A 26232-nucleotide genomic window follows, 5' to 3' on the forward strand; every position below is an offset into this window, starting at 1 on the left:
CTCCTTCAATGCGGAAAGGTCTAGGCGGTGGTCGCGAGCCAGTCGGCGATGCCGCACACGGCGTCGCGGCAGCTGCCGCATCCGGTCGTCGCTCTGGTCACGGACGCGAGTTCGGTGACGTCGGTGGCCCCGGCGCGGAATGCCTCGACCAGCCGGCCCTTCGTCACGGAGTTGCACCGGCAGACGACGGCGGCCGCCGGGATGTCGGCGGGGCTCGACGCGACGGTCGCCCCGCCCGGCAGCGCGCGCCCGAGCAGGACGGCGAGCCGGTCTTCGGGAACCGGGACACCCCGGTCGAACAGGTGCGTGATGTTCGCGGCGGCGTCCGGCGCACCCAGCAGGATCGCCCCCGCCACCCGCTCCCCGCGGACGACGAGCTTCGCGTAGCGGCCCCGGGTGGGGTCGGTCAGGCAGACGACCTCGGCGTCCGGGTCGGCGGCGTCGGTGTGCACGTCGCCGAGCGCGGTGAGGTCGATGCCGCGCGCCTTCAGCTTGGTGATCACCTGCGTGCCGCGGTACCGCGCGGACACGTCGGCGCCGGTCAGCAGGTCGGCCAGCACCTTGGCCTGCTGCCAGGCCGGCTCGACGAGGCCGGACACGGTGCCGGGGTGCTGCGCGCAGTCGCCGATCGCGTGGATGCGGCCGTCACTGGTGCGCAGCGCGTCGTCGACCAGGACGCCGCGGTCGACCTCCAGACCGGCGTCGACAGCCAGGGTGGTCTCGGCCCGCACACCGGTGCTGACGACGACCAGGTCGGCGTGCACCTTGCTGCCGTCGTCGAGCTTGAGCCCGTCGCCCGGCAGATACCGGGCCGCGCCCGCGCCGAGCTTGAAGTCGATGCCCAGCTCGCCCAGCGCCTTGGCGAGCACGCCACCGGCACCGGCGTCGAGCTGCCGTTCCATCACGTGGCCGACCGGGTGCACGACGGTCACCAGGTTGCCGCGCCCGGCCAGGCCGCGGGCGGCCTCCAGGCCGAGCAGCCCACCGCCGAGCACCGCGACCGGCGCGCCGGCCTTGGCCGCGTCCAGGATGCGGTCGCAGTCGTCCAGCGTGCGGAAGGTGACCACGCCCGGCGCGGGCGTGCCGTCGTCCAGGGTCAGGCCCTCGACCGGCGGCAGCCACGGGCGGCTGCCGGTGGCCAGCACCAGCGCGTCGTAGTCCACAGTGGACCCGTCGCTGAGCCGGACCCGCCGGGCGGCGCGGTCGATGTGCTCGGCCTTGACGTCCGTGCGCAGGTCGACGTTGTGCGCGGCCGCCCAGCCGGCGTCGTGCAGGCGGACCATCTCCGGGCGCATCGTGCCGGCGACGACGGCGGAGAGCAGGACGCGGTTGTACGCGGCGTGCGGCTCCTCGCCGATCACGGTCAGCGTGACGCGGGTGCCCTCCGGATCGCGGGCCCGGATCTCGTCGGCGAGCCGGGCCCCGGCCATGCCGTAGCCCAGCACCACCACCTTGCGGGTCATTCCGCACCGTCCTTCGTGGTCAGGCGAACCGCGCACACCTTGAACTCGGGCATGCGGCTCGTCGGGTCCAGGGCGGGGTTGGTCAGCAGGTTCGCCCGCTGCGCGCCGGGGAAGTGGAACGGCAGGAACACCGTGTCCGGCCGCATCGAGGCGATGCACCGCACCCGCGCGGTGGTCTCCCCGCGCCGGGAGACCACCCGCGCCCAGTCGCCGTCGGCCAGTCCGGCGCGGGCGGCGGTGTCCGGGTGCACCTCGACGTAGGCCTCGGGCACCACGTCGTTCAGCTCGCCGACCAGCCGGGTCTGCGCCCCGGACTGGTAGTGCTGCAGCACCCGGCCGGTGGTCGCGATCAGCGGGAACTCGTCGTCGGTCGGCTCGGCCGGGCCGCGGTGCTCGACCGGGACGAACCGCGCGCGGCCGTCCGGGTGGGCGAAGGTGTCCAGGAACATCCGCGGCGTCCCGGCGTGCTCGGCGCCGGTCACCGGCCAGTACAGGGCCTCGCCGTCGTGCAGGCGCTCGTAGGTGACGCCGGAGTAGTCCGCGAGCCCGCCCCTCGAAGCCTCGCGGAGTTCGGCGAACACCGTCTTCGCCTCGACCGGGAAGCGTCCGGCGGGCTGACCGAGGCGCTGCGCGAGTCCACTGAGGACCTCCAGGTCGCTGCGGACGCCGGCGGGCGGGTCGATCGCCTTCTGCCGCAACAGGATGCGGCCCTCCAGGTTCGTCATCGTGCCGCTCTCCTCGGCCCACTGCGTGACCGGGAGTACGACGTCGGCCATCGCGGCGGTCTCGGACAGCACGAAGTCCGCGACGACGAGGAGGTCCAGGCTGCGCAACCGGTCCGCGACGTGCGCCGAGCGCGGGGCGGACACCACGACGTTGCTGCCGAACACGAGCATCGCCTTGGGGCCGGTTTCGGTGCCCAGCGCGTCGAGCAGTTCGTAGGCCGAGCGGCCGGGTCCGGGCAGCTCGGCGGGGTCGACCCCCCACACGCGCGCGACGTGCTCGCGGGCGGCCGGGTCGTCGATCTTGCGGTAACCGGGCAGCTGGTCGGCCTTCTGGCCGTGCTCCCGCCCGCCCTGGCCGTTGCCCTGGCCGGTGAGACAGCCGTAACCGGAGCCTTCGCGGCCCGGCAGGCCGAGCGCCAGCGCCAGGTTGATCCAGGCGCTCACGGTGTCCGAACCGCTGGCGTGCTGCTCGGTGCCGCGCGCGGTGAGGATGTAGGCGTTACGGGCGTTCGCCAGCAGGGTGGCGACGCGGCGCTGGTCGGCGGCGGCGACACCGGTGATCCGCTCGACGCGCTCGGGCCACCAGCGGGCCGCGATCTGCCACACCGCGTCGAAACCGCGGGTGCGCCGCTCGACGTAGTCGCGGTCGAACCGGCCCTCGGCGACGAGCGCGTGCAGGATGCCCAGCGCCAGCGCGAGGTCGGTGCCCGGCGCGGGCGCGAGGTGCAGGCTCGCCTGGTCCGCGGTCGGCGTGCGGCGCGGGTCGACCACGACCAGCCCGCCGGTGTCGATGGCCTTGCGCAGGTGCTGCATGAACGGCGGCATGGTCTCGGCCGGGTTGGCGCCGATCAGCAGGACCGCGTCCGCCCCGCCCACGTCGGTCAGCGGGAACGGCAGCCCGCGGTCCAGGCCGAACGCCTTGTTGCCCGCCGCCGCCGCGGACGACATGCAGAACCGCCCGTTGTAGTCGACCTGCGAGGTGCCCAGCGCGACGCGCGCGAACTTGCCGAGCAGGTAGCTCTTTTCGTTGGTGAGGCCGCCGCCGCCGAACAGGGCGACCCCGTCCCGGCCGTGCTCGGCCTGGACCTCGGCGATCCGGCGCGCGACGAGGTCGAGCGCGTCGTCCCAGGTCGCGGGCACCAGCTCGCCGTCGACCCGGACCAGCGGCGTGGTCAGCCGCGCCGGGGTGGTGAGCAGGCTGCCCGAGGTCCAGCCCTTCTGGCACAGACCGCCGCCGTTGGTGGGGAACTCGCGGGGTGCGACGGCGGTGCCGGACAGGCTCATCCCGCACTGCAGGGCGCAGTAGGGACAGTGGGTGGCCACCTTGACCTGGGGTTCCGCGGTGAGCGTCACGCGCACCTCCTTCCGCCTCTGCCCAGAGACGGTAGGAACGGCGTGTTACCTGAAAACTCCCGAATGTTTCAGGCGTTTGACATTGCTACGGCATTTCGAGGGATGCCCGGTGAGAAGTGACCGGCGCTACAGGATTTCACTCACGGCAGCCGCGGCGGCACGCAAACCGTCCAGGGAAGCGGCCGTGGCACGCGGGCTGAGGGCGTTGCCCGCCAACCGGAACAGCACGGCGCGCAGCAGGAGCTGGGGCCATTCCGGCAGGTGGGACCAGCGCTGCAGGAAGTCGGGGGCGGCGTCGCCCCAGGCGACCGCGTCGACGGCGGCGACCGCGGCGCCCCATTCGGCGGGCCGGTAGAACGGGTCGAAGTCGACGATGCCGGGCGGGGCGTCACCGTCGAAGAGGACGGCGCCGAAGAGGTCGCCCGGCACGACCTGGTCCGGCAACCCCACGGGTCTTCGCGCCACGGCGAGGACCTCGAACCAGCGGCCGCCCTTGGCCTCGTCGACCGGCACCTCGGCCTCACCCCACGCGACGCGGTCGGCGATCCCGTCCGGATCGGTGCGCGCGGCGAGGTGCTTCGGGCGCGGCAGGCCGGTGAGGGCGTGGGCCAGTTTGAGGGCGGCGAGCATGATCTCGTCGTGCCGGTGCTCGGGCGCGCCGTCGAGGTAGCGGCGGGCCGCCCACCCGGCGACGATCCACCGCCCGTCCCTGGCACGCTGCGGCCGGGCGATGCGCAGGTCGGGGACGTCGAGGGTGTGCATGGTGCCGGCGAGCCAGAGCGCCTTCGGCCGGTCCCGCACCGGGGCCAGGACGGTGTCGCCGCAGCGGTGCGCCCGGCCGCCCGGCAGCGGCTCGGGGGTGGTGTGCTGGAGGCCGAACGCCATCAGGACAGTCGCCGGTGGCTGACCTGCTCTCGGACCGTCGGGCACCGCCCGAGGTTACCCCGTGACGACGACGTTTTTCCCGCGTTCAAGCGGTCGGTTCGGCCGCCGGGAAGAGGATCGGGCTGAGCAGGTAGCGCGCTCGTTGCGTGGTGGGCTGGTTCGCCAGCCGGGGCGCGATCGCCGCGCGCAGGTCGGCGATCAGCGCCTCCAGTTCGTCGCGGCTGAGCCAGACGGCGTGCTGCCGGAACCCGACCAGATCGGCGGCCGGGTCCGCGCCGTCGCGGTCGAGGTAGGCCCCGAACTCGGCGACCAGCGCGGCGACCGCGGTGGTGAACGCCCGCCGGTAGTCCTCGGCGGACAGGCCCTCGGCGTCGACGACCGCGCGCTCCTGGCGCAGCCGGTAGCGGCGCTCGACCGCGCCACGCACCCGCCGCTCCTCGGCGACCTCCAGCACCCCGCCGCCGGCGAGCACGTCGACGTGCCGGTAGAGCGTGGCCTTCGAGACGTCGGGCACCAGGTCGCCCAGCTCCGCGGTGGTGAGGGTGCGCCCGCCGCGCATCGCGTGCACGATCCGCAGCCGGACCGGGTGGGCGAGCAGCTCCAAGGTGTTCACGAGCCCAACGATCTCATGACGTGCTACCGTTCGCAAAACTTGAGAAAGGTATGCCATGTGGGAGCCCCCGGGGTACACCGTTCCGTCGTCGTTCGCCGAGCACGAGGTCGCGGTCGGCGCGGTCGCCGGCACGCTGACGCTGCCCGTCGGCGCCGGGCCGAGGCCGGGCGTCGTGCTGCTCGCGGGCGGCGGGCCGCAGGACCGCGACGAGACGACCGGACCGAACAAGCCGCTCAAGGACCTGGCGTGGGGTCTCGCGAGCCGTGGCGTGGCCGTCGTCCGCTTCGACAAGCGGGCAGGCGCGCCGACGATGGCCGAGGAGTACGTGCCCGACGCCCGCGCCGCCGTTCGGCTGCTGGCCACGCGGCCGGAGGTGGACCGGGTGTTCCTCGCCGGGCACAGCATGGGCGGCAAGGTCGCGCCCCGCGTCGCCGCCGCCGAGCCGGTCGCCGGGATGGTGCTGCTGGCCGCGGACGCACAGCCGATGCACGAGGCCGCGGTCCGCGTCGCCCGGCACCTCGACTCGCTCGGGGCACTGCCGGACGGTTTCCTGGACACGATCGTCCGGCAGGCCACGCTGGCCGGCGGCCCGGACCTGAAACCATCGACCCCGGCCGCGGACCTGCTGTTCGGCTTCCCCGCGTCGTACTGGCTGGACCTGCGCGACTACGACCCGGTGGCGACCGCCGCCGCGCTGGACGTGCCGATGCTGATCCTCCAGGGCGGCCGCGACTACCAGGTGACCGTCGACGAAGACCTGGCCCGCTGGCGTGCGGGCCTCGCCCACCGCGCGGACGTGGACATCCGCGTCCACGATGCCTGCGACCACCTGTTCTTCCCCGGTACGGAACCCTCCCGGCCCGAGCAGTACGCGCACCCGCAGCACGTGGACGAGGCGGTGGTCGACGACATCGCCACGTGGTTGAAGTAACGAAAAAGCCCGCCGCGGCAAACACCGCGGCGGGCCCTTCCGGCAAGCGTCAGTACGTCGGCAGGCTCTGGTCGATCTGCCGCGCCCAGGCGAGCACGCCGCCACCGAGGTGCGTGGCGTCCTTGAACCCGGCCCGGTGCAGCGCCGCCAGCGCCTCCGCCGAGCGGGCGCCCGACTTGCAGTGCAGCACGATCGGCTTGTCCTGCGGCAGCTCCGCCAGCGCCTCGCCCGACAGGATGCGGTCCTTCGGGATCAGCTTGGCGCCCTTGATGTTCACGATCTCGTGCTCGTGCGGCTCGCGGACGTCGATGAGCTCGAAGTTCTCACCCGCGTCGAACTTGGCCTTCAGCTCCGCCGGGGTGATGGTGCTGCCCGACGCCGCCTGCTGCGCCTCGTCCGACACGACACCGCAGAACGCCTCGTAGTCGATCAGCTCGGTGATCTTCGGCGTCTCCGGGTCCTTGCGGATCTTGACCTCGCGGTACTTCATCTCCAGCGCGTCGTAGCTGATCAGGCGGCCGAGCAGCGGCTCGCCGATGCCGGTGATCAGCTTGATCGCCTCGGTCACCATGATCGAGCCGATCGAGGCGCACAGCACGCCCAGCACGCCACCCTCGGCGCACGAGGGGACCATGCCCGGAGGCGGCGGCTCGGGGTAGAGGTCGCGGTAGTTCAGGCCCTGACCGTTCGGCGCGTCCTCCCAGAACACGCTGACCTGGCCCTCGAACCGGAAGATCGAACCCCACACGTACGGCTTGCCCAGCAGCACGGCGGCGTCGTTGACCAGGTAGCGGGTCGCGAAGTTGTCCGTGCCGTCCAGGATCAGGTCGTAGCCGCGGAAGACGTCCAGCGCGTTCGCGGTGGTCAGCTGCTCGGTGTGCAGGATGACGTTGACGAACGGGTTGATCTCGGCGATCGACTCCTTGGCCGAGACGGCCTTGGGCTTGCCGATGTCGGACTGGCCGTGGATGACCTGGCGTTGCAGGTTCGACTCGTCGACGACGTCGAAGTCGATGACACCGAGCGTCCCGACGCCCGCGGCGGCGAGGTACAGCAGCGCGGGGCTGCCGAGGCCGCCCGCGCCGATGACCAGCACCTTCGCGTTCTTCAGCCGCTTCTGCCCGTCCATCCCGACATCCGGGATGATCAGGTGCCGACTGTAGCGGGCCACCTCTTCCTTGGTGAGTTCGGCCGCCGGCTCCACGAGCGGCGGCAGCGTGCCTGCCATCGGTCCTCCAAAATCGCGCGGCTGTCGTTGTCGCTTCCCCAAGTATCCACAACACGGAGCGCGACCGGACTCTTCCCGCCGTCCCAGGATGTGGAACCGGTCAGCCGGCCGGAGCGGAATCGCCGAACTGCAGCACCGGCCAGGCGTTCGGAACGCAGGTCTTGCCGTCGGCGGGCACGGCCTTCGAGTTGTACTGGTCGACCGCGTTCAGCTGGGCCACGTAGTTGTTCGACACGCCGAAGGTCTGCTGCATCATCACGGGCGCCAGCGCGCCGTTCTCCTGGCAGCCCACGTGCGATTTCCCCAGCGCGTGCCCGACCTCGTGGTTGATCGCGTACTGCCGGTACATCCCGAGGTCGGTGAACGCGAGCCCGCCGCGGACCCACCTGGCGAGGTTGATCACCACGCGGTGGTCGAAGGACCGCGAGTAGCAGGAGGTCGGGAACGGGATGCTGAACCCGCACACGTCCGGCCGCTTGGCGGTCTCCGGGGTGGTGAGGCTCACGCGGAAGTCGATGTCCGGGTAGTCCGCGCCGACGCGTTGCAGCTTGACCTTGCTGGTGCCGATCCAGCTGCGCACGTCCGACAGCGTCCGCTCGACGGCGCTGGCGAAGGCGTCGTCGCCGGCGTAACTGGCCGCGTCGATGCCGTTCTCGACCTCGATCGTGTAGTGGTACAGCTTCCCGCCGCTGCCGGCCTCCTTGCCGCTCACGCCGTCGTTCGGCACCGGGACGACGTGGTAGGCCATGGAGCCGCTCTGCGTGAAATCACCGCCGGTCGGCAGCTCGGCGGTGGGGATGTTGAGGTCGCGCGGCGTGGCCGGTTGTTCGGAGAGCGCGCTGTCCCCGCCCTGCGCGGCGCCGCCGTCGACGGTCTCCGCCGCGGAGTTCGTCTGCGGCGGCTCGGTCGCGGTGTTGAACACCACCAGGACGGTGATCACGACGAGGACCGGCAGCGCGTACACGCGCCAGCCGTAGGCGCCGACGAGACGGCCGACCTTGCCCTTGCGGCGCCGCTCCCGGCGGGCTTCCTCCGGGTCCTGCTCGAGCTGCGCCTGCGGCGGCTTCCACGACGCGGCGAGCGGCTCGGCCTGCACGCGCCGCGCACGCGGCCGGTAGCGGTCCTCGCTCAGGCGAACCGACGGCCGGCCCGACGGGGGCGCGTACTGCAGTCGCCGTCCTTCGCCACGCTCGCCGCTGCTCGCCCGCTTCACGGCTCCCAGATTGCCACATGCGCAGAGTTACGCAACGCGCGACCAAGCCGTCACGGAGCGGGCTCGGAGTAACTCGAATGGGCTACCACGAACCGGCGGCGACCGCCTCCCACATACCCAGAACAGCCTTCGCTACGACAACCGGGCGTTCCATCTGCGCCACGTGGCCGGTCCGCGGCAACACGAGGAGCCGCCCGCGCGGCAACAGCTTCGCGGTCCGGGCCGCCCGGCGGACCGAGATCACCTTGTCCTCGGTGCCCCACACGACCAGCGTGGGAACCGTCACGTTGGGCGTCACCCGCCACAGTGAGGCGGCGCCCCGCGCGAACCAGGTGCGGAAGATCCCGAACGTGCTCCGCGACATCGCCGCGTTCGCCCAGGCCAGCTCGGCGCGGGCGCTGTGCTCCTCGACCAGCTCGGCCATCCGGTGCTCGGGGAAGGAGTCCGGGTCGGCGAAGCACAGCTTGATGACCAGCTTGGCCCGCTGGTGCGCGGTGTAGGCTGCGAGCTTGCGCCGGGCGCGGCGGCCGACGATCGGCAGGTAGGCCAGCGCCATCAGCGGGTCGGACAGCCGCCGCGGGTCCGGCCGCCGGTCCGGCATCGCGGGCGAGATCAACGTCAGCGTCTTGACCAGCTCGGGGTGCCGCGCCGCGACGAGCAGCGACACCGCGCCGCCCATCGAGTTGCCGATGAGGTGCACCGGGCCGGCGCCGAGCCCCTCCGCGAACCTGGCGACCACCTCGGCGTGCGCGTCGAGGCTGAAATCGAAGGCGCGTTCCGGCTCGGAGAACCCGAAGCCGGGCAGGTCGATCGCCGCTCCCCCGGCCGTCGGCGCCAGCAGGGCGGCGAGGTCCGTCCAGTTCGTCGACGACCCGCCGAGGCCGTGCACGTAGAGGACGGTCTCCTCCGCCGCGCCCGGCGTGCGCCGGACGTGCAGCGACACGCCCCCGACCTGCTCGGTTTTCCCCGGCCACGGCGGGAGTTTCGGGTCGAGTTCGGGTAACTGACGAGTGGACAGCGGTACGTGCGTGACGGGCACCCTGGGCGCCCCGGAATCCGGGGACGGCCGGGAAGCCGGGACGGTGTCGGTCATCAATCCAGGATGCCTACCCACCCGGCCCTTGGCGACTCGGCGATACCGGCGAGTAATCTCGAACGGGTTCTTTGGGAGGAAAGCATGACGGAGACTGCGGCGGCGCAACAGCGGGGAGTCCGGCTACCCCGGACCGAGCGGCGCGCTCAGCTTCTGGCCGCGGCGCAGCGGGTCTTCTCGGCAAACGGGTACCACGCGGCGGCCATGGACGAGATCGCCGAGCAGGCGGGGGTCAGCAAGCCCGTGCTGTACCAGCACTTCCCGGGCAAGCTGGACCTCTACACCGCGCTGCTGGAGAACCACGTCGACGAGCTGGTCGCGCGCGTGAACGAGGCGCTCGCCTCGACCACCGACAACAAGCTCCGCGTGCGGGCCGCCGTCGGCGCGTTCTTCGACTTCGTCGCCAGCGAGACCGGCGCCTTCCGGATGATCTTCGAGTCCGACCTGCGGGGCGAGCCCGTCGTGCAGGAGGCCGTCGACCGCGCCACCACCGAGTGCGTCAACGCGATCACGGACACCATCACCGCCGACGCGGGCCTGGACGAGGGCCGGGCGCGCCTGCTGGCGGTCGGCCTGGTCGGGTTGAGCCAGGTCAGCGCCCGGTTCTGGCTGGCCCACCACAGCACGATGAGCCGTGAGGAGGCGGTGTCGCTGACCGCGACGCTCGCCTGGCGCGGCATCGGCGGCGGCTTCCCGCTCCAGCACACGCCAGGCGATTCCTGAGGTGTCGGGCCAGCTTGCGAGGCGGTGCGGGTAGCGGAACCTCAGAATCCCGCCCGCCACCCGACCACCGCCCCTCATCGAGGCGCTTCGCGCCGCCGTGCTTCCGGGCTGTGGGATCGCCTCCTCATGAATCCCCGCCCGCCGGCCCGACCACCACCCTCAACCGACGCGCTCCGCGCGGCTGAGCCGACTCCGAACCCACGACGGTGCCGGCTGCCTGCGTGGCACGAGCGGCACCGCCGCTCCTGACGGCTCAGCCGGTCAGAGCGCCAGCAGGCGGCTCAGCCGCTTCGCGACCTCGCGCGTCCGCTCGTAGGTCAGCTCGTGACCCGCGCCGGGGAAGAGCACGAACTCCGCCTCCGGCAACTCCTCGGCGATCACGCGCGCGTGGTGCACCGGCGTGATCCGGTCCCGGTCGCCGACCATGACCACGGTCGGCTTCTCCCGCAGCGTGGCCAGCGCCTTGCGCCGGTCGTGGTCGGACATCGAGTCCCGGAAGCCGCCGACGCTGCGCGGGTGCGCACGCAGGAACTGCTCCGTCATCGCCCGCACGTCGGCCCGCCGCACCTTCTTCCCGAACGCCAGCCACTTCACCGACGGCCGGGCCAGCGGCGCCGGGATCGGCACGTGCTCGGCGCCCCAGCGGTTCAGCAGCCGCCCGAACGTCTTGTCGACACGCGCCGCCACCCGTCCGGCCCGCCCGTTCAGCCCGAGCGTGAGCCGGTCCATGTCGCAGCACGAGGTGGCGATGAACGCGACCCCGTCCACCCGCGATTCGACCAGCTCCGGGTGCCGCTCGGCCAGCGCCATCACGGTCATCCCGCCCATCGAATGCCCGGCCAGGACGAGCCTGCCCTCCGGTGCCAGCTCCGCGATCAGCTCGGCGAGGTCGTCGGCCAGCTGCGCGACCGTCGCCGTCCCCGGTTTCGCCGGCTCCGACCAGCCGTGCCCGCGGTGGTCGTAGCGCAGCACCTGGACGCCGGTCGGCAGCAGCGGCAGGACCGGGTCCCACTCCAGGTGGTCCTGCGTCCACGCGTGCACCAGCACCAGGGTGACCGCGGCATCGCGCGGTCCGGACAGCTCGACGTGGAGGGCGGTGCCGTCGCTCGTGGTGAAGCGACGGTCCGTCCCCCTCCGACGGACCGTCGCCGTCATCGGGCCCCCAGCAGGAAGGACTTGCGCCACCAGTACGTGCCCGGCTGGCCGACGAGCCCTGCGTCGTCGAGGAACGCCATGATGCGCTCGCCGGACCAGCGGAGGGTTTCGTGCCAGTGCGGGTTGTTCATGGCCGCCTCCCACGCCTCGCGCGGATTGAGGCCGACCGCCTTGTAGACGCGCGGGTTGATCAGGCTGCGGGTGATCGCGAAGCTGACCACGGCGATGAGCCAGCGCTGGTAGAACAGCTCGGCCTTGTTCAACTTCGCCATGCCGCGGGTGACCTCCTCGCGGGCGAAGGTCACGTGCCGCGCCTCTTCGAGCACGTGGATGCGGTTGACCATGCGCACAAGCGGCTGGATGTCCTCGTCCGCCATGCTCTCCCGCTGGATCCGGTCGAGGATCTCCTCGGCGACCAGGATCGAGCCGTACAGCGCGGGCCCGTAGCCGATGAACGGCAGCAGCTTGCCCAGGCGATGCACGATCTTCACCGGGCCGTACGCCGGCGCCCCAACGGCCTCGACCGACCGCGCGAACATCGTCGAGTGGCGGCACTCGTCGGCGATCTCGGCGAGCGCGTACTGCACGTGCCGCGTGGTCGGGTCGGAGTTGTAGACCTCCTTCAGCAGCAGTTGCATCAGCAGCACCTCGAAGAAGATGCCGTTGCTGGCGATGCTGGCCAGCTCGTGCTTGCCCAGTTCGAGCCGCTGTTCCTCGGTGAGCCGGTCCCACAGGTGCGTGCCGTAGAGCGAGCTGCGGCGCTCCAGCTGGAAGGGCTTGCCCTCGGCCAGCGGGGCGGACCAGTCGATGTCGACGTCGGGGTCGTAGAACTTGTTGGCCGAGGACTTCAGCAACCGGTCGGCGGTCTTCTCGCGGCCGTGGTCGTCCAGCGTTCGCGTCATCGCGTGCTCCCCACATTGTGTAACCCGTGGTAACAGTTACCTCTGGTAGCATGAGGCGCGTGACGGATCGTGTCAAGCGCAGCGGCAAGCACCCCTCGGCAGGCGAGCCTGCGACCGGCGACGCGCGCCGGGACCGGTGGCGCAAGCACCGGGTCGAGCGCCGGGCCGGGGTTCGTCGAGGCGGCGCTGAAGGCGCTGGACGAGCGCGGTCCGGACCTGGCGATGGACGACGTGGCGGTCGCCGCCGGGGTCACCAAACCGGTGCTGTACCGGCACTTCGCGGACAAGGCCGACCTGTACGACGCGCTCGGCCAGCGGGGCACCGAGCTGCTGTTCTCGCGGCTGGTCCCGGCGATCAACGCGGAACTGGCGCCGGTGCCGCGGATCCGCATGGCACTGGACGCGTTCTTCACCGTCATCGAGGAGCACCCGAACCTGTACCGGCTGCTGGTGCGCGGCTCGTTCGCGGGCAAGCCGGCCGACGCCGACGTGGTGGCCGAGGACAAGGAACTGATCGCCACCGCGCTGACCGCCCTGCTCGGCGACTACATGCGGATGTTCAACATGGACTCCGGCGCGGCCGAGCCGTGGGCGTACGGGATCGTCGGGATGGTCCAGAACACCGGTGAGTGGTGGCTGGAGCGCCGGTCGATGAGCCGGGACAGCGTCGTGGAGTACCTGACGCAGATCATCTGGGCCGCCATCGACGGGCTGGCCCGCCAGCACGGGGTCACGATCGACCCGAACAAGCCGCTGGAGGAGAACAAGATCGTCCAGCTCGGACGGGTGCGCCCGAAGGAGGAGACGGATGTCGGCTGACGACGAAGACGGCTACACCGGTCCCGCGACGGTGGTGGTGGACGGCGCCGAGGTGCCGGTCGAGGTGGAGCTGAGGGGCCACTTCCAGCCGATCGACGGCTACTACCGCTGGTACGGCCGCATCGCGCCGAGCGCCCGGCTGGACGAGCTGTGCGGCGGCCGCAAGAAGAAGGGCGAGATCCGCACCCCGGACGGCTCGGCCACCGGCGAGCTGTCCGACCCCGACCCGTGGGGGCGGTACCGCATCCTGGGGACGAGCACGCCGCCGTTCACGGTGCCGAAGACACTCGCCGAACTGGCGGACTGAAAAGGGCGCCCACCAGCCGGTGGGCGCCCTTCTTACATCCGAGAAGACTTACGAGCCGACCGCGAACCCGACCCGGCGCACGTCCGAGGGCGCGATCTCGACGTAGGCGATCCGGTCCGACGGGACCAGGAACTTGCGGCCCTTCTCGTCGGTGAGGCTGAACAGGCCGTCCTCGGTCTTCAGCGCGTCGGCGACCAGCTTCTCGACCTCCTCGGCGGACTGGCCACTGGACACCACCAGCTCACGCGGGGTGTCCTTGATGCCGATCTTGACCTCCACCTGCTACCTCCGACTGGTTCTGCCACGTACTCCACCGCCCAGGCTAGCCCAGCCCGAGCACCTGCATCCGTTTGGTGTGCCCCTGCTGCAACCGGCGGAAGAGCCCGGCGATTCCCGACAGGTCGCCCGAGCCGGACACGATCAGCTCGGCCAGCGGGTCCCGCTCGGCCACCACGTACTGCGCCTGGGTGAGCGCCTCGCCGAGCAGCCGCCGCCCCCACAGCGCCAGCTTGTCGCGCGTCTTGGGGTCGGCCTCGATGCCCGCGGCGACCTCCCGCTCGGCGAACGCCGAGTGCCCGGTGTCGGCGAGCACCGTGACCACCAGGTCCTTGGTCTCCGGGTCCAGCCAGCTGCCCACCTCGCGGTAGAGGTCCGCCGCCAGCCCGTCCCCGACGTAGGCCTTGACCAGCGATTCCAGCCACGACCTGGGCGCGGTGGACGCGTGCCAGGCGTCGAACCGGGCCACGAACGGCGCCATCGCGTCCTCGACACGCCTGCCGTGCTCGGCGAGGAACTTCGCCAGCATTTCGTAGTGCCCGATCTCGGCGGCCGCCATCGCCGACAGCGCGGCGCGCCCGGACAGGGTGGGCGCCTTCCGCGCGTCCTCCGCCATCCGGTCGAACGCGGACAATTCGCCGTAGGCGATGACCCCGAGCAGGTCGACGACGCCTTCGCTGATCTCTCGTGTCACGGCCGTGAGCGTACCGCCGTTACGAGGAGACGAATCTAACGTGGACACACCGGGCCGAAATGCCGAGGCCGGGGCCGTACCGGTTACAATTGGACGGGAAAGCTACCGCATCCGCAGTAGCGCGTCCCACCCGAGGCACCCCCGCCTCGACTCGCCGGAGGACGAGCAGACCCCGGGCGCCACTGCGAGCGGCAGGTAATGCGCGTGCACGCCGTCCAGGCATTCCCGGTGGACCTTCCCGCCGGTTGAGTGCCGAATCTCGACCAGGCCGTGCGCGCTGGTAGAGAGAGGCGATCACACTGACCGCGAACATTTCCGACAACAACGAGATCGACCCGGTGGCCCTCGAGCACAGCGAGACGGGCGTCCCGGACACCGACACCTCCCACCCGCTGCAGGCCGACCACGTCGAACCGGCCACCCCGACCTTCGCCGAGCTGGGCGTCCGCCCCGAGATCGTGCGCGCGCTCGCCGAGGCCGGCATCGAGCACACCTTCGCCATCCAGGCCCTCACGCTGCCGCTCGCGCTGGCCGGCGACGACCTGATCGGCCAGGCCCGCACCGGCATGGGCAAGACGCTGGGCTTCGGCGTCCCGCTGCTGCAGCGCGTGGTCTCCCCCGGCGACGGCACCCCGCAGGCCCTGGTGGTCGTCCCGACCCGTGAGCTCTGCCTGCAGGTCACCCGGGACCTCACCGACGCCGGCAAGCACCTGAACGTGCGCACCCTGGCGATCTACGGCGGCCGCCCCTACGAGCAGCAGATCAGCGCCCTGCGCAAGGGCGTCGACGTGGTCGTCGGCACCCCCGGCCGCCTGCTGGACCTGGCCGAGCAGAAGGCGCTGGTCCTCGGCAAGGTCCGCGCGCTGGTGCTGGACGAGGCCGACGAGATGCTCGACCTGGGCTTCCTGCCCGACATCGAGCGCATCCTCGGCATGGTGCCCGACCAGCGGCAGACCATGCTGTTCTCGGCCACGATGCCGGACCCGATCATCAAGCTGGCCCGCACCTTCCTCAACCGCCCGACGCACGTGCGGGCCGAGGAGAACGACTCCAGCGCGGTGCACGAGCGCACCACGCAGTTCGCCTACCGGGCGCACTCGCTCGACAAGCCCGAGCTGATCGCCCGCGTGCTGCAGGCCAAGGACCGCGGGCTGACGATGATCTTTACCCGCACCAAGCGCACCGCGCAGAAGGTGGCCGACGACCTCGCCGAGCGCGGGTTCGCCGCCGCGGCGGTGCACGGCGACCTCGGCCAGGGCGCTCGCGAGCAGGCGCTGCGCGCGTTCCGCTCCGGCAAGGTCGACGTGCTGGTCGCCACCGACGTGGCCGCCCGCGGCATCGACGTCACCGACGTGACGCACGTGATCAACTACCAGACACCCGAGGACGAGAGCACGTACGTGCACCGCATCGGCCGCACCGGCCGCGCGGGCAAGACCGGTGTCGCGATCACGCTGGTCGACTGGGACGACATGCACCGCTGGCAGGCCATCAACGACGCGCTCAAGCTCGACATGGCCGAGCCGGTCGAGACGTACTCGACGTCGAAGCACCTGTTCAGCGACCTGGACATCCCGGAGGACGCCACCGGGCGGCTGCCGCTGTCCAAGCGCACCCGCGCCGGCCTTGCCGCCGAGCCGGAGGAGCAGATGGGCGGCCGTCGCCGGAGCGGCGGCGCGACCACCCGCAACCGCCGCCGCACCCGCGGCGCCGCGAAGGCCGGCGAAGGCGAGCAGGCCGAGGCGACCGGCGAGCCGTCGGGTGAGGAGCGCCGTCCGCGCCGCCGCACCCGCGGTGGCAAGGCGCTCGGCGACACCTCGGGCCCGGCGGAGAAGGGCCCGACCGAGCGTGAAGGCGGCGAGGCCGCGGAGCGTCCCGCCCGTCGCCGCCGCCGTCGCCGTTCGGGCTCGGCCAGCGCGACGGCGAACACGTCTGATACACCGGGTTCGGCAGACTGAGGCCGACCGGCGCCGCGGGGGCGCCGGCGAACACCGGGAGCAGGAACGTGAGCGAGCCCGAGGCGGGTGGACGGCACCGCCGTCCCGACGGCGGCGAAGTCGCCGGGCCGATCGGCGCGGAGGACGTGCTGGCCGGCGCTCCCGCCCCGGCGCCGGCTCCGGAACGCCCGCGACGCGAGCGGCCGTCCCCGTGGAACCGGCCTCGTGACCGGGTCGTCGCGGTCCTGATCGTCGTCCTGGTGGTCGTCACCGGTGTCGTGATCTGGGCGGGCAGCGCGAGCCGGGCGACGATCCAGGAGACGTCCGCGCCGGGCACTCCCCTGCCGCCCGCGCCGGCGACCGTGCCTGCGACGCTGCGCGAGCTGTGGCAGGCGCCCAGCGACTCGGCCCCGGTCCCGATCGCCGAGGGCACGGCCGTGGCCACCGCGAACGGCGGCGAGATCGCCGGGCGCGACCCGCTCACCGGCGAGGTGCGCTGGCGCTACGCCCGCGACCTGACGTTGTGCACCGCCGCCGAGGCCTGGGGCCGGGTGCTGGCCGTGTACCGCAAGGACGGCGTGAACGGCGAGTCCGGCTGCTCCGAGGTGATCGGGCTCGGCATCGACACGGGCCTGCGCAAGGCGCAGCGCACCGGCAGCGCGCCGCTGGGCACGCGGCTGGTGACCGACGGCAGCCAGGTCACCGCGACCGGGCCGGAGCTGCTCGTGACCTGGCGGGACGACCTCGTCGAGACCAACGAGTACGGCAAGGTTCCCGCGCTGGTGAACCCGAACAAGCAGCCGCGAACGGGCTGCACGTACGGGTCGGTCGCGATGGCGTCGGGCCGGCTCGGCGTGATCGAGCGCTGCCCCGGCGACCCTGGCGACCGGCTGACGGTGATGAAGTCCGTGCCCAAGGAGTCGGACGAACCGCAGGTGTCGTTCAGCACCATTGTGGCCGGGCACAACGCGAAGCTGGTCGCGATGTCCGGTGATCACACGGCGGTCGCGTTGCCGGACCAGAGGCTGCTGGTGCTGTACGACGCCGACGGCGAGCAGACCGCGGCCTACCCGCTGGACCTGCCCGCGTCCGACCTGGCGCAGGACCCGGCCGGGCTGGCGCCGGTCACGTCGACGACGTCGGCGAACGTGTACTGGTTCACCGGTTCGAAGATGATGGCGCTGTCCCGGGACAACCTGACTCCACTGTGGACGCTGAACAGCGCGCTGGGTCCCGGGATCACCTTCGCGCACCAGCTGGTGGTGCCCATCCAGGGTGGACTGGCGGTGCTGAACGAGTCGGACGGGTCGACGATCCGCACGATCGCGGTGGACCGGCACGGTTACACCGGGCCGGTGCGTCTGGCCGCCCTGGGGCCGGTGCTGCTCGAACAGCGCGGGAACATGCTGGTCGCGTTGTCGTGACGGCCCAGCTGACGCCGCACGGGGCGGAGAAGGTGCGCCTGCGGGGCCTGGCCGCGCTGCGCACGACCGCCCCGGCGAAAGCCACCGCCGTACTGGTGCCCGGGTACACCGGGTCCAAAGAGGACTTCGCGCCGTTGCTGGATGGCTTGGCGGAGGGCGGTTTCCGCGCGGTCGCGATCGACCTGCCGGGCCAGTTCGAGTCGCCGGGCCCGCCGGACGAGGAGGCTTACCTGCCGTCCGCGCTGGGTGCCGTGGTGGCGGGGCTGATCTCGGACATCGACGGGCCGGTGGTGCTACTGGGCCATTCGTTCGGCGGTTTGGTGGCGCGGGCGGCGGTGCTGGCGGGCGCGCCGGTCGCGGGGTTGACGTTGCTGGACAGCGGACCGGGCGAGTTGCCGGCGGGCGCCCGGCGGCAGGCGTTGGGCGCGGGTGAGCCGGTGTTGCGGCAGGCCGGGCTGGACGAGGTGTACCAGGTGCGGGAGCAGGTGAGCGCGCGGTCGCCGCTGTGGGCCACGGTGCCCGCGGACCTGAAGGACTTCCTGCGACTGCGTTTCCTGGCCTCGAGCCCGGCCGGGTTGCTCGGAATGGCGCGGGGCTTGCGCACCGAACCGGACCGGGTGGACGAACTGGCCGCGTCGGGCGTGCCGACCCTGGTGGTGGCGGGCGAACTCGACGATGCGTGGAGCGTGCCGTGCCAGCGCGAGATGGCGGCCCGGCTGGGCGCTCCGTTCGAGGTCATCCCGGGCGCCGCGCACTCACCGAACACCGAAAACCCCGCTGCTTTGCTGCGGGTGCTGTTGGCCGCGTGGCGGGAGTGGCTGGCCTAGTCCCACCGTCGCGAGTGGCGGCAGCGGGCAGTGCACCATGGCGCACACCGTCCGGAGGAGCTCGCTTTCGGCGACGCCCAGCACCCCGTCGTTCGTGATCACGGTGGTGAGCCCGTCCACCAGCAGCGCCTTGTCCGGACCGGGCAGGCCGTCGAGCACGGGCCATGCTGCGTCCAACGCCTGCCAGGCCTGACCCGGCGGCTGGAAGGGGATCGGCGCGCCGGGCAACACCCGTGCCAGACCTGCTCGGAACGCGGCCGCGGCCGCCGCCGGGTCGCGGTGTCCCACCGCGGCCACCACGGCGAACAGCGCGGCTACCGAGGGCGCGGCCTGCCGCAGCGACGTCCGCCTGACCGGCCACGGCGGCCGGTGGTGCGCCGCCTCGGACAGGTCGCGGACGAGCAGAGCGGACAGGCAGTACTCGAAGACGTCCACCTTCCCGTCGATGCGGACGAGTTCGTGCAGCACGGCGGCAACGGCCTGGAGCTCCTGCTGCGGCCGCTGGCGCAGCGCGGGGAAGGCCAGTTCCGTGAGCGGCAGGCGCGCAGCGGGGTCGAGCCCCCGGAGGGCGTCACCCTCGCGCCAGGCCGCGTCGGCGAGCGGCCTGCCCAGCCGGGCCGTGAGCAGCTGGTGCTGCCCGGTCCGGATCTGCGGGTGCCCCGACAGCAGCAACCCGAGGATCACGGGCACAACGGAGTCGGCTCGCCGAGCCCGCGCCTGCACGTCCTCTGGGATGCAGCGGAGCAGGCCACCGGCATGACCGAAGGAACCAGCCGCCGGATTGCCGATGGACGCGACGACCGCGTCCGCTGGTGCGCGGACCGGGCCGGGCGCTGGTGCCGCGGCCGTGGCGAGGCCCAGCGCGCGGTCTTCGTCCATCCCGGACGGCGGTGCCGCCGCCCACCGCGAGCTCAGCTGGTCCAGCTCCCGCGGATCGAAGGCAGGATCGAGCAGCTGGATGCGCCGCACCAGTGGCGGGTGGGTGGCGAACAGGGACGAGAACTTGCGGCTCTCCCAGAAAAGCATGTGGCTCACGTCCTCGGCCTTCGCGGTGTGCAGCCGCGAGCCTGCGGGCAGGCCGGCGATCTTCTTCAGCGCGCCCGCGAGCCCCTCGGTCTGCCGGGTGAACTGTACGGCCGATGCGTCGGCGAGGAATTCCCGTTGCCGGGACACGCCCGCCTTGATGAGCCTGCCGATGACAACGCCGACGTATCCGGCGATGACCGCGACCAGGGCTGGGAGGACCAGCGGGCCCAGGCTGCCGGCTTGGCGCCTGCCGCCTCCCCTGGGCAGCAGGATCCTGCCGAGGAGCGCAAGCCCGAGGATTCCGGTGAGCACACCCATCAGCCGGATGTTCAGGCGCATGTCGCCGTTGACGACGTGGCTGAACTCGTGGGCGATGACGCCCTGCAGTTCGTCGCGGCTGAGCCGGTCGAGAGCACCCTGGGTGACCGCGATGGCAGCGTCCCCCGGTGTCCAGCCTGCGGCGAAGGCGTTGATGCCCGGCTCGTTCGGCAGCACGTACAGCTGCGGAACCGGCATGCCGGAGGCGATCGCGATCTCCTCGACCACGTTGCGCAACCGGCGCAGGTTCGGGTCAGGGGTGTCCGGCGAGACCGGCACCCCGCCGAGGCTCGTGGCCACCTTCCCGCCGCCGCCCCGGCGCAGCAGCAGGGTCCGGATCCACGAGGTGAGACCGATGACGAGCACGGTCAGCACCCCGGCGACGACCAGGATCCGCACGGCGGAGCCGGCCTGCCGCTCCCACAGCCGGAAACCGGCCCAGACCGCGAAGTCGACGAGCGCGACGATCACCACGACGGCGAGTGCGAACAGCCACACCAGCCGCGCCGAGGCCCGGCGCACTTCCAGTTGTCGTTCGAAGAAGTTCATCGGTGTCAGAAGGAGATCCGCGGAACCTCGCGCTGTTCGGGCGAGTCGATCTCCAGGAGCGCGGCCGGGGTGAACCCGAACGCCCCCGCGATCACGTTGCCGGGAAACACTTCGCGCTTGGTGTTGTAGGCCATGACCGAGTCGTTGTAGCCCTGGCGCGCGAAGGCCACGCGGTTCTCGGTGGAGGTCAGTTCCTCGGACAGCTGCATCATGTTCTGGTTGGCCTTGAGGTCCGGGTAGGACTCGGACAGCGCGAGGAGCCGGCCCAGCGTCTGCGTCAGCACCTGCTCGGCGCCCGCGAGCTGGTTCATGGCAGCGGGGTCGCCCGGGTTGCCGCGCGCAACCTGCTGCGCGTTGACCGCGCCGCCGCGGGCCGCGATCACGGCCTCGAGCGTCTGCCGCTCGTGCCGGAGGTAACCCTTCGCTGTTTCGACCAGGTTCGGGATCAGGTCGTGCCGGCGGGTCAGCTGTACGTCGATCTGCGCGAAGGCGTTCTGGTACGCGTTACGCCGCTTGACCAGCCCGTTGTAGACCCCGATCGTCCCGATGGCGAGCGCCAGCAGCACGACGACCAAGATCACGATCGCCACGATCACCCCAGTACCCCTTTACGTTGAACGCTGTTTCGCCGAACGATAAGGGTCCTGGGCCGGCCGTGGAGCGAGTTCGCGAAGATCGGGGAGAATGCACCCTTGAGGGTGAGCGGCTAGGCCCACCAGAAGGTCCACAGCGCGGTGGCGACGATCGCGAGCACCACCAGCCCGGCGACTCCGGCAACCGGGCCGTTCTTCCGGTCCGCGAGGCGCTGCACGAGGAGGGCGAGCACGGCGGCGACCGGGTGGGCGACCATCGGCGTGGCACCCGGGCCGGGTACGTCGAGGAAGGCGCACAGCAGCCCGGCTCCCAGCACGAGCACAGCGAGCGCGACGAGCCCTGCCGCGAGTGAGCCGGTGAACGCGCGCCACCAGCGAGCCGGCCGGCTCCGGGCGCGCACCGGGGCGAGCGCCAGCTCCTCGGTGTCCGTCATGTCGTCGCTCACCTTGTTCCCACTCCTCGGCCAGGCTCCAGCACCGAGAATTCCACCACGACGGCGACGGGCAGAAGGATACCCACCCGCGGCGGGGATTCCGGCTGCCACATCGCGCCCGGCGTGCCGTTCGACCAGCGCTGACGCGCGCGGGGCACGCACCAGCAGAGCTCCGCCGGCGAAGCCGGCCCCTGGTGGCGCAGGGTTACTCCCGGCCGCCGGGGCCCGCACCGTCACAAATCACCGACCGCGAACCACGGGTTCCGGCCAGCCACCACGCCCGCAGCAGCACTGCGAAGAGCCCCATGACGCCAGCCTCAGCCCCCGATGCAGCCCTACCGCGCCGACAACCCCAAGACCTCGCCACCAGCACAGCCCGACCACCCCGGCACTCAGCCACGAGCGCAGCTCCGCCACCCCGCACCCGCCACCACCGCAGCCCTACCGCGCCAGCCCCCGGCACTCCACCACCAGCCACCGGCAGCAGGACCCTCCAGGACCTCACCACCAACAGCCCCCACGACGCCAGCCTCAGCCCCCGATACAGCCCCAACGGCGCCGGCAACCCCACGACCTCGCCACCAGCACAGCCCAACCACCCCGGCACTCAGCCACCAGCGCAGCTCCACCACGCAGCACCCGCCACCACCGCAGCCCTACCGCACCAGCCCCCGGCACTCCACCCCCACACCCGCAGCAGGACCCTCCAGGACCTCACCACCAACAGCCCCCCACGACGCCAGCCTCAGCCCCCGATACAGCCCCAACGGCGCCGGCAACCCCACGACCTCGCCACCAGCACAGCCCTACCAGGCCAGCACCCCGGCACTCGGCCACTCGCACAGCACCCGCCACCACCGCAACCCCACCGCGCCAGCCCCCGGCACTCCACCCCCACACTCGCAGCAGCAGGGCGAACCGCCCCTACGGCGCCAGGAGCTCCCAGGACTTCGCCGCCGGTGCGGCCTGCTGCCCCGCCTCGCAGCTGGGCCGGAAGTCGCACCAGGCGCAGCGTCGGTCGGGGCGCGCGGGGAACAACACGTCGGCGTCGCCGCCGGCTTCGAGGGTGTCCGTGGCCAGCCGGACGTCCTCGGCGGTCTCCTCGGCTCGGCGCAGGTGCCGCTGCAGGCTCTCCGGCGTGTGCGTCGCCTCCGCGACCGTGCCGCTCGGCAGGTGGTGCAGCTCGACCTTGCGGCACGGCCGCCGCAGGGTGCGCTCGGCCGCGACCGCGTACATCGCCAGCGCCTGGGAGCTGCGGGCCTCGTACTCGTCCGGCGCGCGGCGGCCGGTCTTGTAGTCGACGATCACCAGCTCACCGCCGCGCTGGTCGATACGGTCCGCGCGCCCCTCGATGATCATCGACGCGGGACGGCCGGGCTCCGGGTTCACCGGCGCGGACACCCACCGCTCGATGCCGACCGGATCGCTGGTCACGTCGTGGTGCTCGACGTACTCGGCGACCCACTCCTTGGCACGGGCGCGGTACGTCGCGGCCTGGCCGGCGTCGGCGAACCCGGCGTCCTGCCAGTGCTCCGACAGCAGCGCCGCGGCACGCTCCGGCGTGCGGCGCGCGGGCGGCACGTCGAACAACGCACGCAGCGCGTTGTGCACGACCGCGCCGAGCGTGCTGTGCGCCCACGGGCCGGTGCGCTGCGGGGTCGGCCGGTCGAGGTAGGCCAGCCGGTACCGGCGCGGGCAGTCCGCGAAGGTGGCCAGCCGCGCCGGGCTCACCTTCGTCAACCGCCGCGGCTGGACCGCGAACTCGAACCCCAGTTGCTCCACGCCCACTACCGTACGCACCACCCCCGACACTTTCGGCTCCGCCCACGGCCCGCGGCGCATATGATCTGGGCGGTTGGCATTCGGAGCAGGGGGCAATGCGTGTTGACGTTCGAAACGGCGCCGGCCGAACTGGACATCCTCGACGAGGAGCTGGGCCTCGGGAGGTTCGTCTACCCGCACCGGATCCCGTTCGTCAGCGGGACCCGGTCCGAGCGCGCCGAGCAGCGGCAGCGCGTGTTCGACCACTGGCACCGCCTCGGGCGCATGACGCGCGACCGGCTGCGCGGTGAGTTCGAGGACCTGCTGCGGCTGTGGGCGCGGCCGGGCGTCCTCGTCACCCAGGTCGTGGCCGAGCTGACGCGCGACGAGAAGGTCCTGTCGCGCGGCGGCTGGACCGGCGAGCGCGGTGTGCTGAGCCGCCAGAGCGGTGACAACGTCAGGTTCGCCGAGCTGCGCGCTGGTCAGGTGCTCCCGCAACTGCTCGAACCGCTGCCGGAGGTGCCGCCGGTGCGCATGGCGCCGGTGACCTACGTGTCGCAGGCGCGCGGCGGGGGCGATCTGTTCGGCGGCGAGCCGCCCCGGGAGAAGCGCGTGGCGGATCGGTACTTCGCGGCGCCACCCCTGCGCGCCGGCGTGGTCTCGTGCTCGGTCCGCGGGGTGGACGCGGGCCGCCTGACCTGGTTCGACACCCCGGACGGCCGGTTCTTCACCACGGTGGAGCACCTGCCCGACGGCGCGCAGCGGCACACGTTCACGCCCGCCGACCGGGCCCGCATCGGCCAGTGGGTGCGTGACCACGTCAACCAGCACCTGACCGCGGCGAATCGTTGACACCAGGGGAGGAAGTCATGACGCAGCCCGACAACGGGTACTCGCGGCGCCGGTACGAGTCGGAGGTCTACGCCGAAACCGCGGGCAAGTCCGCGGGCAAGTTCTTCGGCCCGGACGCCGAGCAGGTCGCGGGCGACTACTCGGTCAAGTCCGGTCAGGTCTACACGCGGAAGCTGCAGGCCGAGGGCGGCGGGTACCGCGACGGCCTGGCGCCGTCGGACCGTCTGTACGAGAGCGTGCCGCACGAAAAGCTGAAGACCATGGTCACCGAGGGCGTCTCCCCCGAGGAGGTCGACGAGCAGGGCATCATCGTCAACGACCTCGGCAACGCCTTCGGCGAGATGGCCTCCGCGCTGCGGCAGGGCGTCGCCAAGGAGCAGGCAGGCTGGCAGGGCGACGGCGCGAACACCGCCTTCGGCTACTTCAACACGCTCGCGACGTGGGCGGACAGCTCGAAGGACGCGGCGTTCCTGTCGGCGAACCGCTATTCGCAGACCTCCGCGGCGTTGTCCCAGGCACGCAACAGCATGCCGGAGCCCGCAGGCAAGTCGGTCGACCAGTCGATCGCCGCCGCCCGGCAGCAACTCGCGAGCGGTGACTGGGAGGCCGCCAGCGCCACCATGAACGACATGCAGAACCAGGCCGCGCTGCAACACCAGGCCCAGCAGGAGGCCGCGGCGGTGCTGGCTCAGCGAGACGTGATGCTGCACGCCGGCGGTTCGACCCAGCCCGTCTACGCCACGCCGACCACGCAGCCCGACACCGGCGCCGCCACCAGCCCGACGTTCGCCGCCAACGACAACACGACGGCATCCAGCTCGGGCGGTGTCGGCCCGATGGGTGGCGCGCCGGGCGGGGTGCGGACCACCGGGAGCATCGCACCGCCGACGACGCCGCTACCCGGGATCGGCACGGCCACGGGCGCCTCGCCGACCCCCGGGTTCACCGACCACGCCGGTGGCTGGGGCCGCTCCCCCGCCGCGACGGTGCCCGGCAGCTCCGGGCTGTCGGGCGGTGCGGGCATGATGCCGGTCGCGCCGGGCCAGGGTGACCAGACGCGCACGTCGCCGCGCCCGGGGTCGGGTACGGGTGGCCGGGCCGGTGCCGCGCCGCGGGCCGGGGTCGGCGGCCGGGCAGCCGGGGGTGGCGCCGCGGGCCGTCTCGGCGCGGGCCAGGAGGCGGCCGGCCGCAGGGCCGGGATCGGGGAGCCGGGCGCCAGGGCGGCGGCGGAGAGCGCGAACAGCGGACGCGCCGGAGCGGCGGGCAAGGCGGGCGCGTCCGGGTCGCACCTGGCCGGGCCGGCGGGCAACTCGAAGAAGGACGAGGACAAGGACCACGAGCGGCCCGCGTACCTGCTCGAGGACGACCCGGACAGCATCTTCGGTCACGAGGGCGGCACGGACGAGAACGGGAACCGCATCAGCCCACCGGTGATCGGCGGCTGACGGGGTCGGTGCGGCGGCTGACGACCGAAGTTGGGAAGCAACACCCGCCCGGAACGTCAGCCGCCCTCGATGAAGCCTCGTACGGAGTTCGCGACCAGCTCCACGGCGATCGCCGCCAGCAGCAGGCCCGCGATCTTCGCGAGCAGCGTGATACCGCTTTCCTTGATCAGCCGGATGACCACGCCAGAGAACCGCATGCACGCGTAGATGACGATGTGCACGGCGACGATCGCACAGGCCAGCGCGACGTACGCGCCGACGTGCCCGGACGCCTGCCGCACGAAGACGATCGTCGCGGCGATGGCGCCCGGTCCGGCCAGCAGCGGGGTGCCCAGCGGCACCAGGGCGACGTTCACGTCCTCCACCACGTTCGGCTCGCTCGTCGCGCCGCGGCCGGTGAGCAGGTCCAGCGCGATGAGCAGCAGGAGCAGCCCGCCGGCGCCCTGCAGCGCGGGCACCCCGATCCCCAGGTACGCCAGGATCGCCTGCCCCGCGATCGCGAACAGCGAGATCACCAGCAGTGACACCAGCACCGCCTGCCGCGCCGCCCGCGCCCGCACCGCAGGCGGCTTCCGGCCCACCAGGCTGAGGAACACCGGCACGGTCCCCGGCGGGTCCATGATCACGACCAGCGTGATCGACGCCTCCAGGAACAGCTTCGCGTCGAAGAGGTCGGCGACCGCCAA

The 26232-nt window shown here is 72.3% G+C and carries 24 protein-coding genes and 1 pseudogene; 9 read left to right on the top strand and 16 right to left on the bottom strand.

Translation table 11 applies throughout. The features are described 5' to 3' along the window. Positions 1-20: 20 nt before the first annotated feature. The 4 genes from AMYTH_RS0123455 to AMYTH_RS0123470 form a co-directional block, all read right to left on the bottom strand. The gene (locus AMYTH_RS0123455; RefSeq protein WP_027932358.1) at positions 21-1463 is read right to left on the bottom strand and encodes an FAD-dependent oxidoreductase; all 1443 of its coding nucleotides are present in this window, start codon (positions 1461-1463) and stop codon (positions 21-23) included. Next, entirely contained in the window at positions 1460-3472 is a 2013-nt protein-coding gene (locus AMYTH_RS0123460; RefSeq protein WP_157360798.1) for a molybdopterin oxidoreductase family protein, read from the bottom strand. The genes AMYTH_RS0123455 and AMYTH_RS0123460 overlap by 4 nt, the downstream gene beginning before the upstream one ends. A 195-nt stretch (positions 3473-3667) precedes the next feature. Then, positions 3668-4471 carry a TIGR02569 family protein gene (locus AMYTH_RS0123465; protein ID WP_228684930.1) on the bottom strand — a complete coding sequence of 268 codons (804 nt, stop codon included), beginning with the start codon at positions 4469-4471 and terminating at the stop codon, positions 3668-3670. Between the two features lie 40 nt (positions 4472-4511). After that, on the bottom strand, positions 4512-5039 hold the full coding sequence (locus AMYTH_RS0123470; protein WP_027932361.1) for a helix-turn-helix domain-containing protein: 528 nt from the start codon (positions 5037-5039) through the stop codon (positions 4512-4514). 55 nt (positions 5040-5094) lie between these two features. Between AMYTH_RS0123470 and AMYTH_RS45605 the strand changes: the two genes are divergently transcribed. After that, positions 5095-5970, top strand: a complete 876-nt coding sequence (locus tag AMYTH_RS45605) for an alpha/beta hydrolase family protein (RefSeq protein ID WP_051362804.1) — start codon at positions 5095-5097, stop codon at positions 5968-5970. Between the two features lie 49 nt (positions 5971-6019). On the opposite strand, the gene moeZ is transcribed toward AMYTH_RS45605, so the two are convergent. The 3 genes from moeZ to AMYTH_RS0123490 all read right to left on the bottom strand — a co-directional run bounded on the left by moeZ (position 6020) and on the right by AMYTH_RS0123490 (position 9504). After that, a complete protein-coding gene (gene moeZ, locus AMYTH_RS0123480) occupies positions 6020-7198 on the bottom strand; it encodes an adenylyltransferase/sulfurtransferase MoeZ (RefSeq protein WP_027932362.1) in 1179 nt (392 codons plus the stop codon). Between the two features lie 100 nt (positions 7199-7298). Continuing rightward, the gene (locus AMYTH_RS0123485) at positions 7299-8411 is read right to left on the bottom strand and encodes a DUF3152 domain-containing protein (protein ID WP_228684932.1); all 1113 of its coding nucleotides are present in this window, start codon (positions 8409-8411) and stop codon (positions 7299-7301) included. A gap of 82 nt (positions 8412-8493) precedes the next feature. After that, positions 8494-9504: an alpha/beta fold hydrolase gene (locus tag AMYTH_RS0123490; protein ID WP_084022662.1), complete on the bottom strand. Its 1011-nt coding sequence runs from the start codon at positions 9502-9504 to the stop codon at positions 8494-8496. Between the two features lie 84 nt (positions 9505-9588). Between AMYTH_RS0123490 and AMYTH_RS0123495 the strand changes: the two genes are divergently transcribed. After that, the gene (locus AMYTH_RS0123495) at positions 9589-10227 is read left to right on the top strand and encodes a TetR/AcrR family transcriptional regulator (protein WP_027932365.1); all 639 of its coding nucleotides are present in this window, start codon (positions 9589-9591) and stop codon (positions 10225-10227) included. A gap of 261 nt (positions 10228-10488) precedes the next feature. Here AMYTH_RS0123495 and AMYTH_RS0123500 read toward each other — a convergent pair whose 3' ends face one another. Both AMYTH_RS0123500 and AMYTH_RS0123505 read right to left on the bottom strand, forming a co-directional pair. Continuing rightward, positions 10489-11382 carry an alpha/beta fold hydrolase gene (locus AMYTH_RS0123500; protein ID WP_027932366.1) on the bottom strand — a complete coding sequence of 298 codons (894 nt, stop codon included), beginning with the start codon at positions 11380-11382 and terminating at the stop codon, positions 10489-10491. Beyond that, the gene (locus tag AMYTH_RS0123505) at positions 11379-12284 is read right to left on the bottom strand and encodes an AurF N-oxygenase family protein (RefSeq protein ID WP_017986959.1); all 906 of its coding nucleotides are present in this window, start codon (positions 12282-12284) and stop codon (positions 11379-11381) included. The genes AMYTH_RS0123500 and AMYTH_RS0123505 overlap by 4 nt, the downstream gene beginning before the upstream one ends. 50 nt (positions 12285-12334) lie before the next feature. Between AMYTH_RS0123505 and AMYTH_RS45610 the strand changes: the two are divergent. Both AMYTH_RS45610 and AMYTH_RS0123515 read left to right on the top strand, forming a co-directional pair. Continuing rightward, positions 12335-13103, top strand: a pseudogene (locus AMYTH_RS45610) (TetR/AcrR family transcriptional regulator). Further along, complete coding sequence (locus AMYTH_RS0123515; protein WP_020419785.1) at positions 13093-13410, top strand: DUF4873 domain-containing protein; 318 nt, start codon at positions 13093-13095, stop codon at positions 13408-13410. Before AMYTH_RS45610 ends, AMYTH_RS0123515 begins: the two are co-directional and overlap by 11 nt. 48 nt (positions 13411-13458) lie before the next feature. Here the strand turns inward: AMYTH_RS0123515 and AMYTH_RS0123520 are convergent, their stop codons facing one another. Together AMYTH_RS0123520 and AMYTH_RS0123525 are read right to left on the bottom strand one after the other, a co-directional pair. Beyond that, positions 13459-13689 carry a DUF3107 domain-containing protein gene (locus AMYTH_RS0123520; protein WP_017986956.1) on the bottom strand — a complete coding sequence of 77 codons (231 nt, stop codon included), beginning with the start codon at positions 13687-13689 and terminating at the stop codon, positions 13459-13461. 43 nt (positions 13690-13732) lie between these two features. Continuing rightward, positions 13733-14380, bottom strand: coding sequence for a ferritin-like fold-containing protein (locus AMYTH_RS0123525; RefSeq protein WP_027932367.1), 648 nt, complete (start codon positions 14378-14380; stop codon positions 13733-13735). A gap of 338 nt (positions 14381-14718) precedes the next feature. On the opposite strand from AMYTH_RS0123525, the gene AMYTH_RS0123530 reads away from it, so the two are divergent. From AMYTH_RS0123530 to AMYTH_RS0123540, 3 genes are read left to right on the top strand one after another with little or no spacing between them, the layout of a single operon-like run. Beyond that, entirely contained in the window at positions 14719-16338 is a 1620-nt protein-coding gene (locus AMYTH_RS0123530; protein WP_027932368.1) for a DEAD/DEAH box helicase, read from the top strand. 47 nt (positions 16339-16385) lie between these two features. Further along, the gene (locus tag AMYTH_RS0123535; protein ID WP_027932369.1) at positions 16386-17741 is read left to right on the top strand and encodes an Rv3212 family protein; all 1356 of its coding nucleotides are present in this window, start codon (positions 16386-16388) and stop codon (positions 17739-17741) included. Continuing rightward, a complete protein-coding gene (locus AMYTH_RS0123540) occupies positions 17738-18568 on the top strand; it encodes an alpha/beta fold hydrolase (RefSeq protein WP_027932370.1) in 831 nt (276 codons plus the stop codon). The genes AMYTH_RS0123535 and AMYTH_RS0123540 overlap by 4 nt, the downstream gene beginning before the upstream one ends. On the opposite strand, the gene AMYTH_RS45615 is transcribed toward AMYTH_RS0123540, so the two are convergent. The 4 genes from AMYTH_RS45615 to AMYTH_RS0123560 all read right to left on the bottom strand — a co-directional run bounded on the left by AMYTH_RS45615 (position 18497) and on the right by AMYTH_RS0123560 (position 23270). Continuing rightward, a complete protein-coding gene (locus AMYTH_RS45615; RefSeq protein ID WP_063630406.1) occupies positions 18497-20461 on the bottom strand; it encodes a M48 family metallopeptidase in 1965 nt (654 codons plus the stop codon). The genes AMYTH_RS0123540 and AMYTH_RS45615 overlap by 72 nt on opposite strands. 5 nt (positions 20462-20466) lie before the next feature. Beyond that, entirely contained in the window at positions 20467-21042 is a 576-nt protein-coding gene (locus tag AMYTH_RS0123550) for a LemA family protein (RefSeq protein WP_228684934.1), read from the bottom strand. Positions 21043-21167: 125 nt separating this feature from the next. Further along, positions 21168-21488: a hypothetical protein gene (locus AMYTH_RS0123555; RefSeq protein WP_037324036.1), complete on the bottom strand. Its 321-nt coding sequence runs from the start codon at positions 21486-21488 to the stop codon at positions 21168-21170. A 924-nt stretch (positions 21489-22412) separates the two neighbouring features. After that, on the bottom strand, positions 22413-23270 hold the full coding sequence (locus tag AMYTH_RS0123560) for a RecB family exonuclease (protein WP_027932373.1): 858 nt from the start codon (positions 23268-23270) through the stop codon (positions 22413-22415). Between the two features lie 99 nt (positions 23271-23369). On the opposite strand from AMYTH_RS0123560, the gene AMYTH_RS0123565 reads away from it, so the two are divergent. Next, on the top strand, positions 23370-24101 hold the full coding sequence (locus tag AMYTH_RS0123565; RefSeq protein ID WP_027932374.1) for an ESX secretion-associated protein EspG: 732 nt from the start codon (positions 23370-23372) through the stop codon (positions 24099-24101). 17 nt (positions 24102-24118) lie between these two features. Further along, positions 24119-25546: a hypothetical protein gene (locus AMYTH_RS0123570; RefSeq protein ID WP_027932375.1), complete on the top strand. Its 1428-nt coding sequence runs from the start codon at positions 24119-24121 to the stop codon at positions 25544-25546. A gap of 56 nt (positions 25547-25602) precedes the next feature. Here the strand turns inward: AMYTH_RS0123570 and AMYTH_RS0123575 are convergent, their stop codons facing one another. Next, positions 25603-26232: a MarC family protein gene (locus AMYTH_RS0123575; RefSeq protein WP_017986945.1), complete on the bottom strand. Its 630-nt coding sequence runs from the start codon at positions 26230-26232 to the stop codon at positions 25603-25605.

The sequence above is a fragment of the Amycolatopsis thermoflava N1165 genome (assembly GCF_000473265.1).
GTDB classification, from domain to species: domain Bacteria; phylum Actinomycetota; class Actinomycetes; order Mycobacteriales; family Pseudonocardiaceae; genus Amycolatopsis_E; species Amycolatopsis_E thermoflava.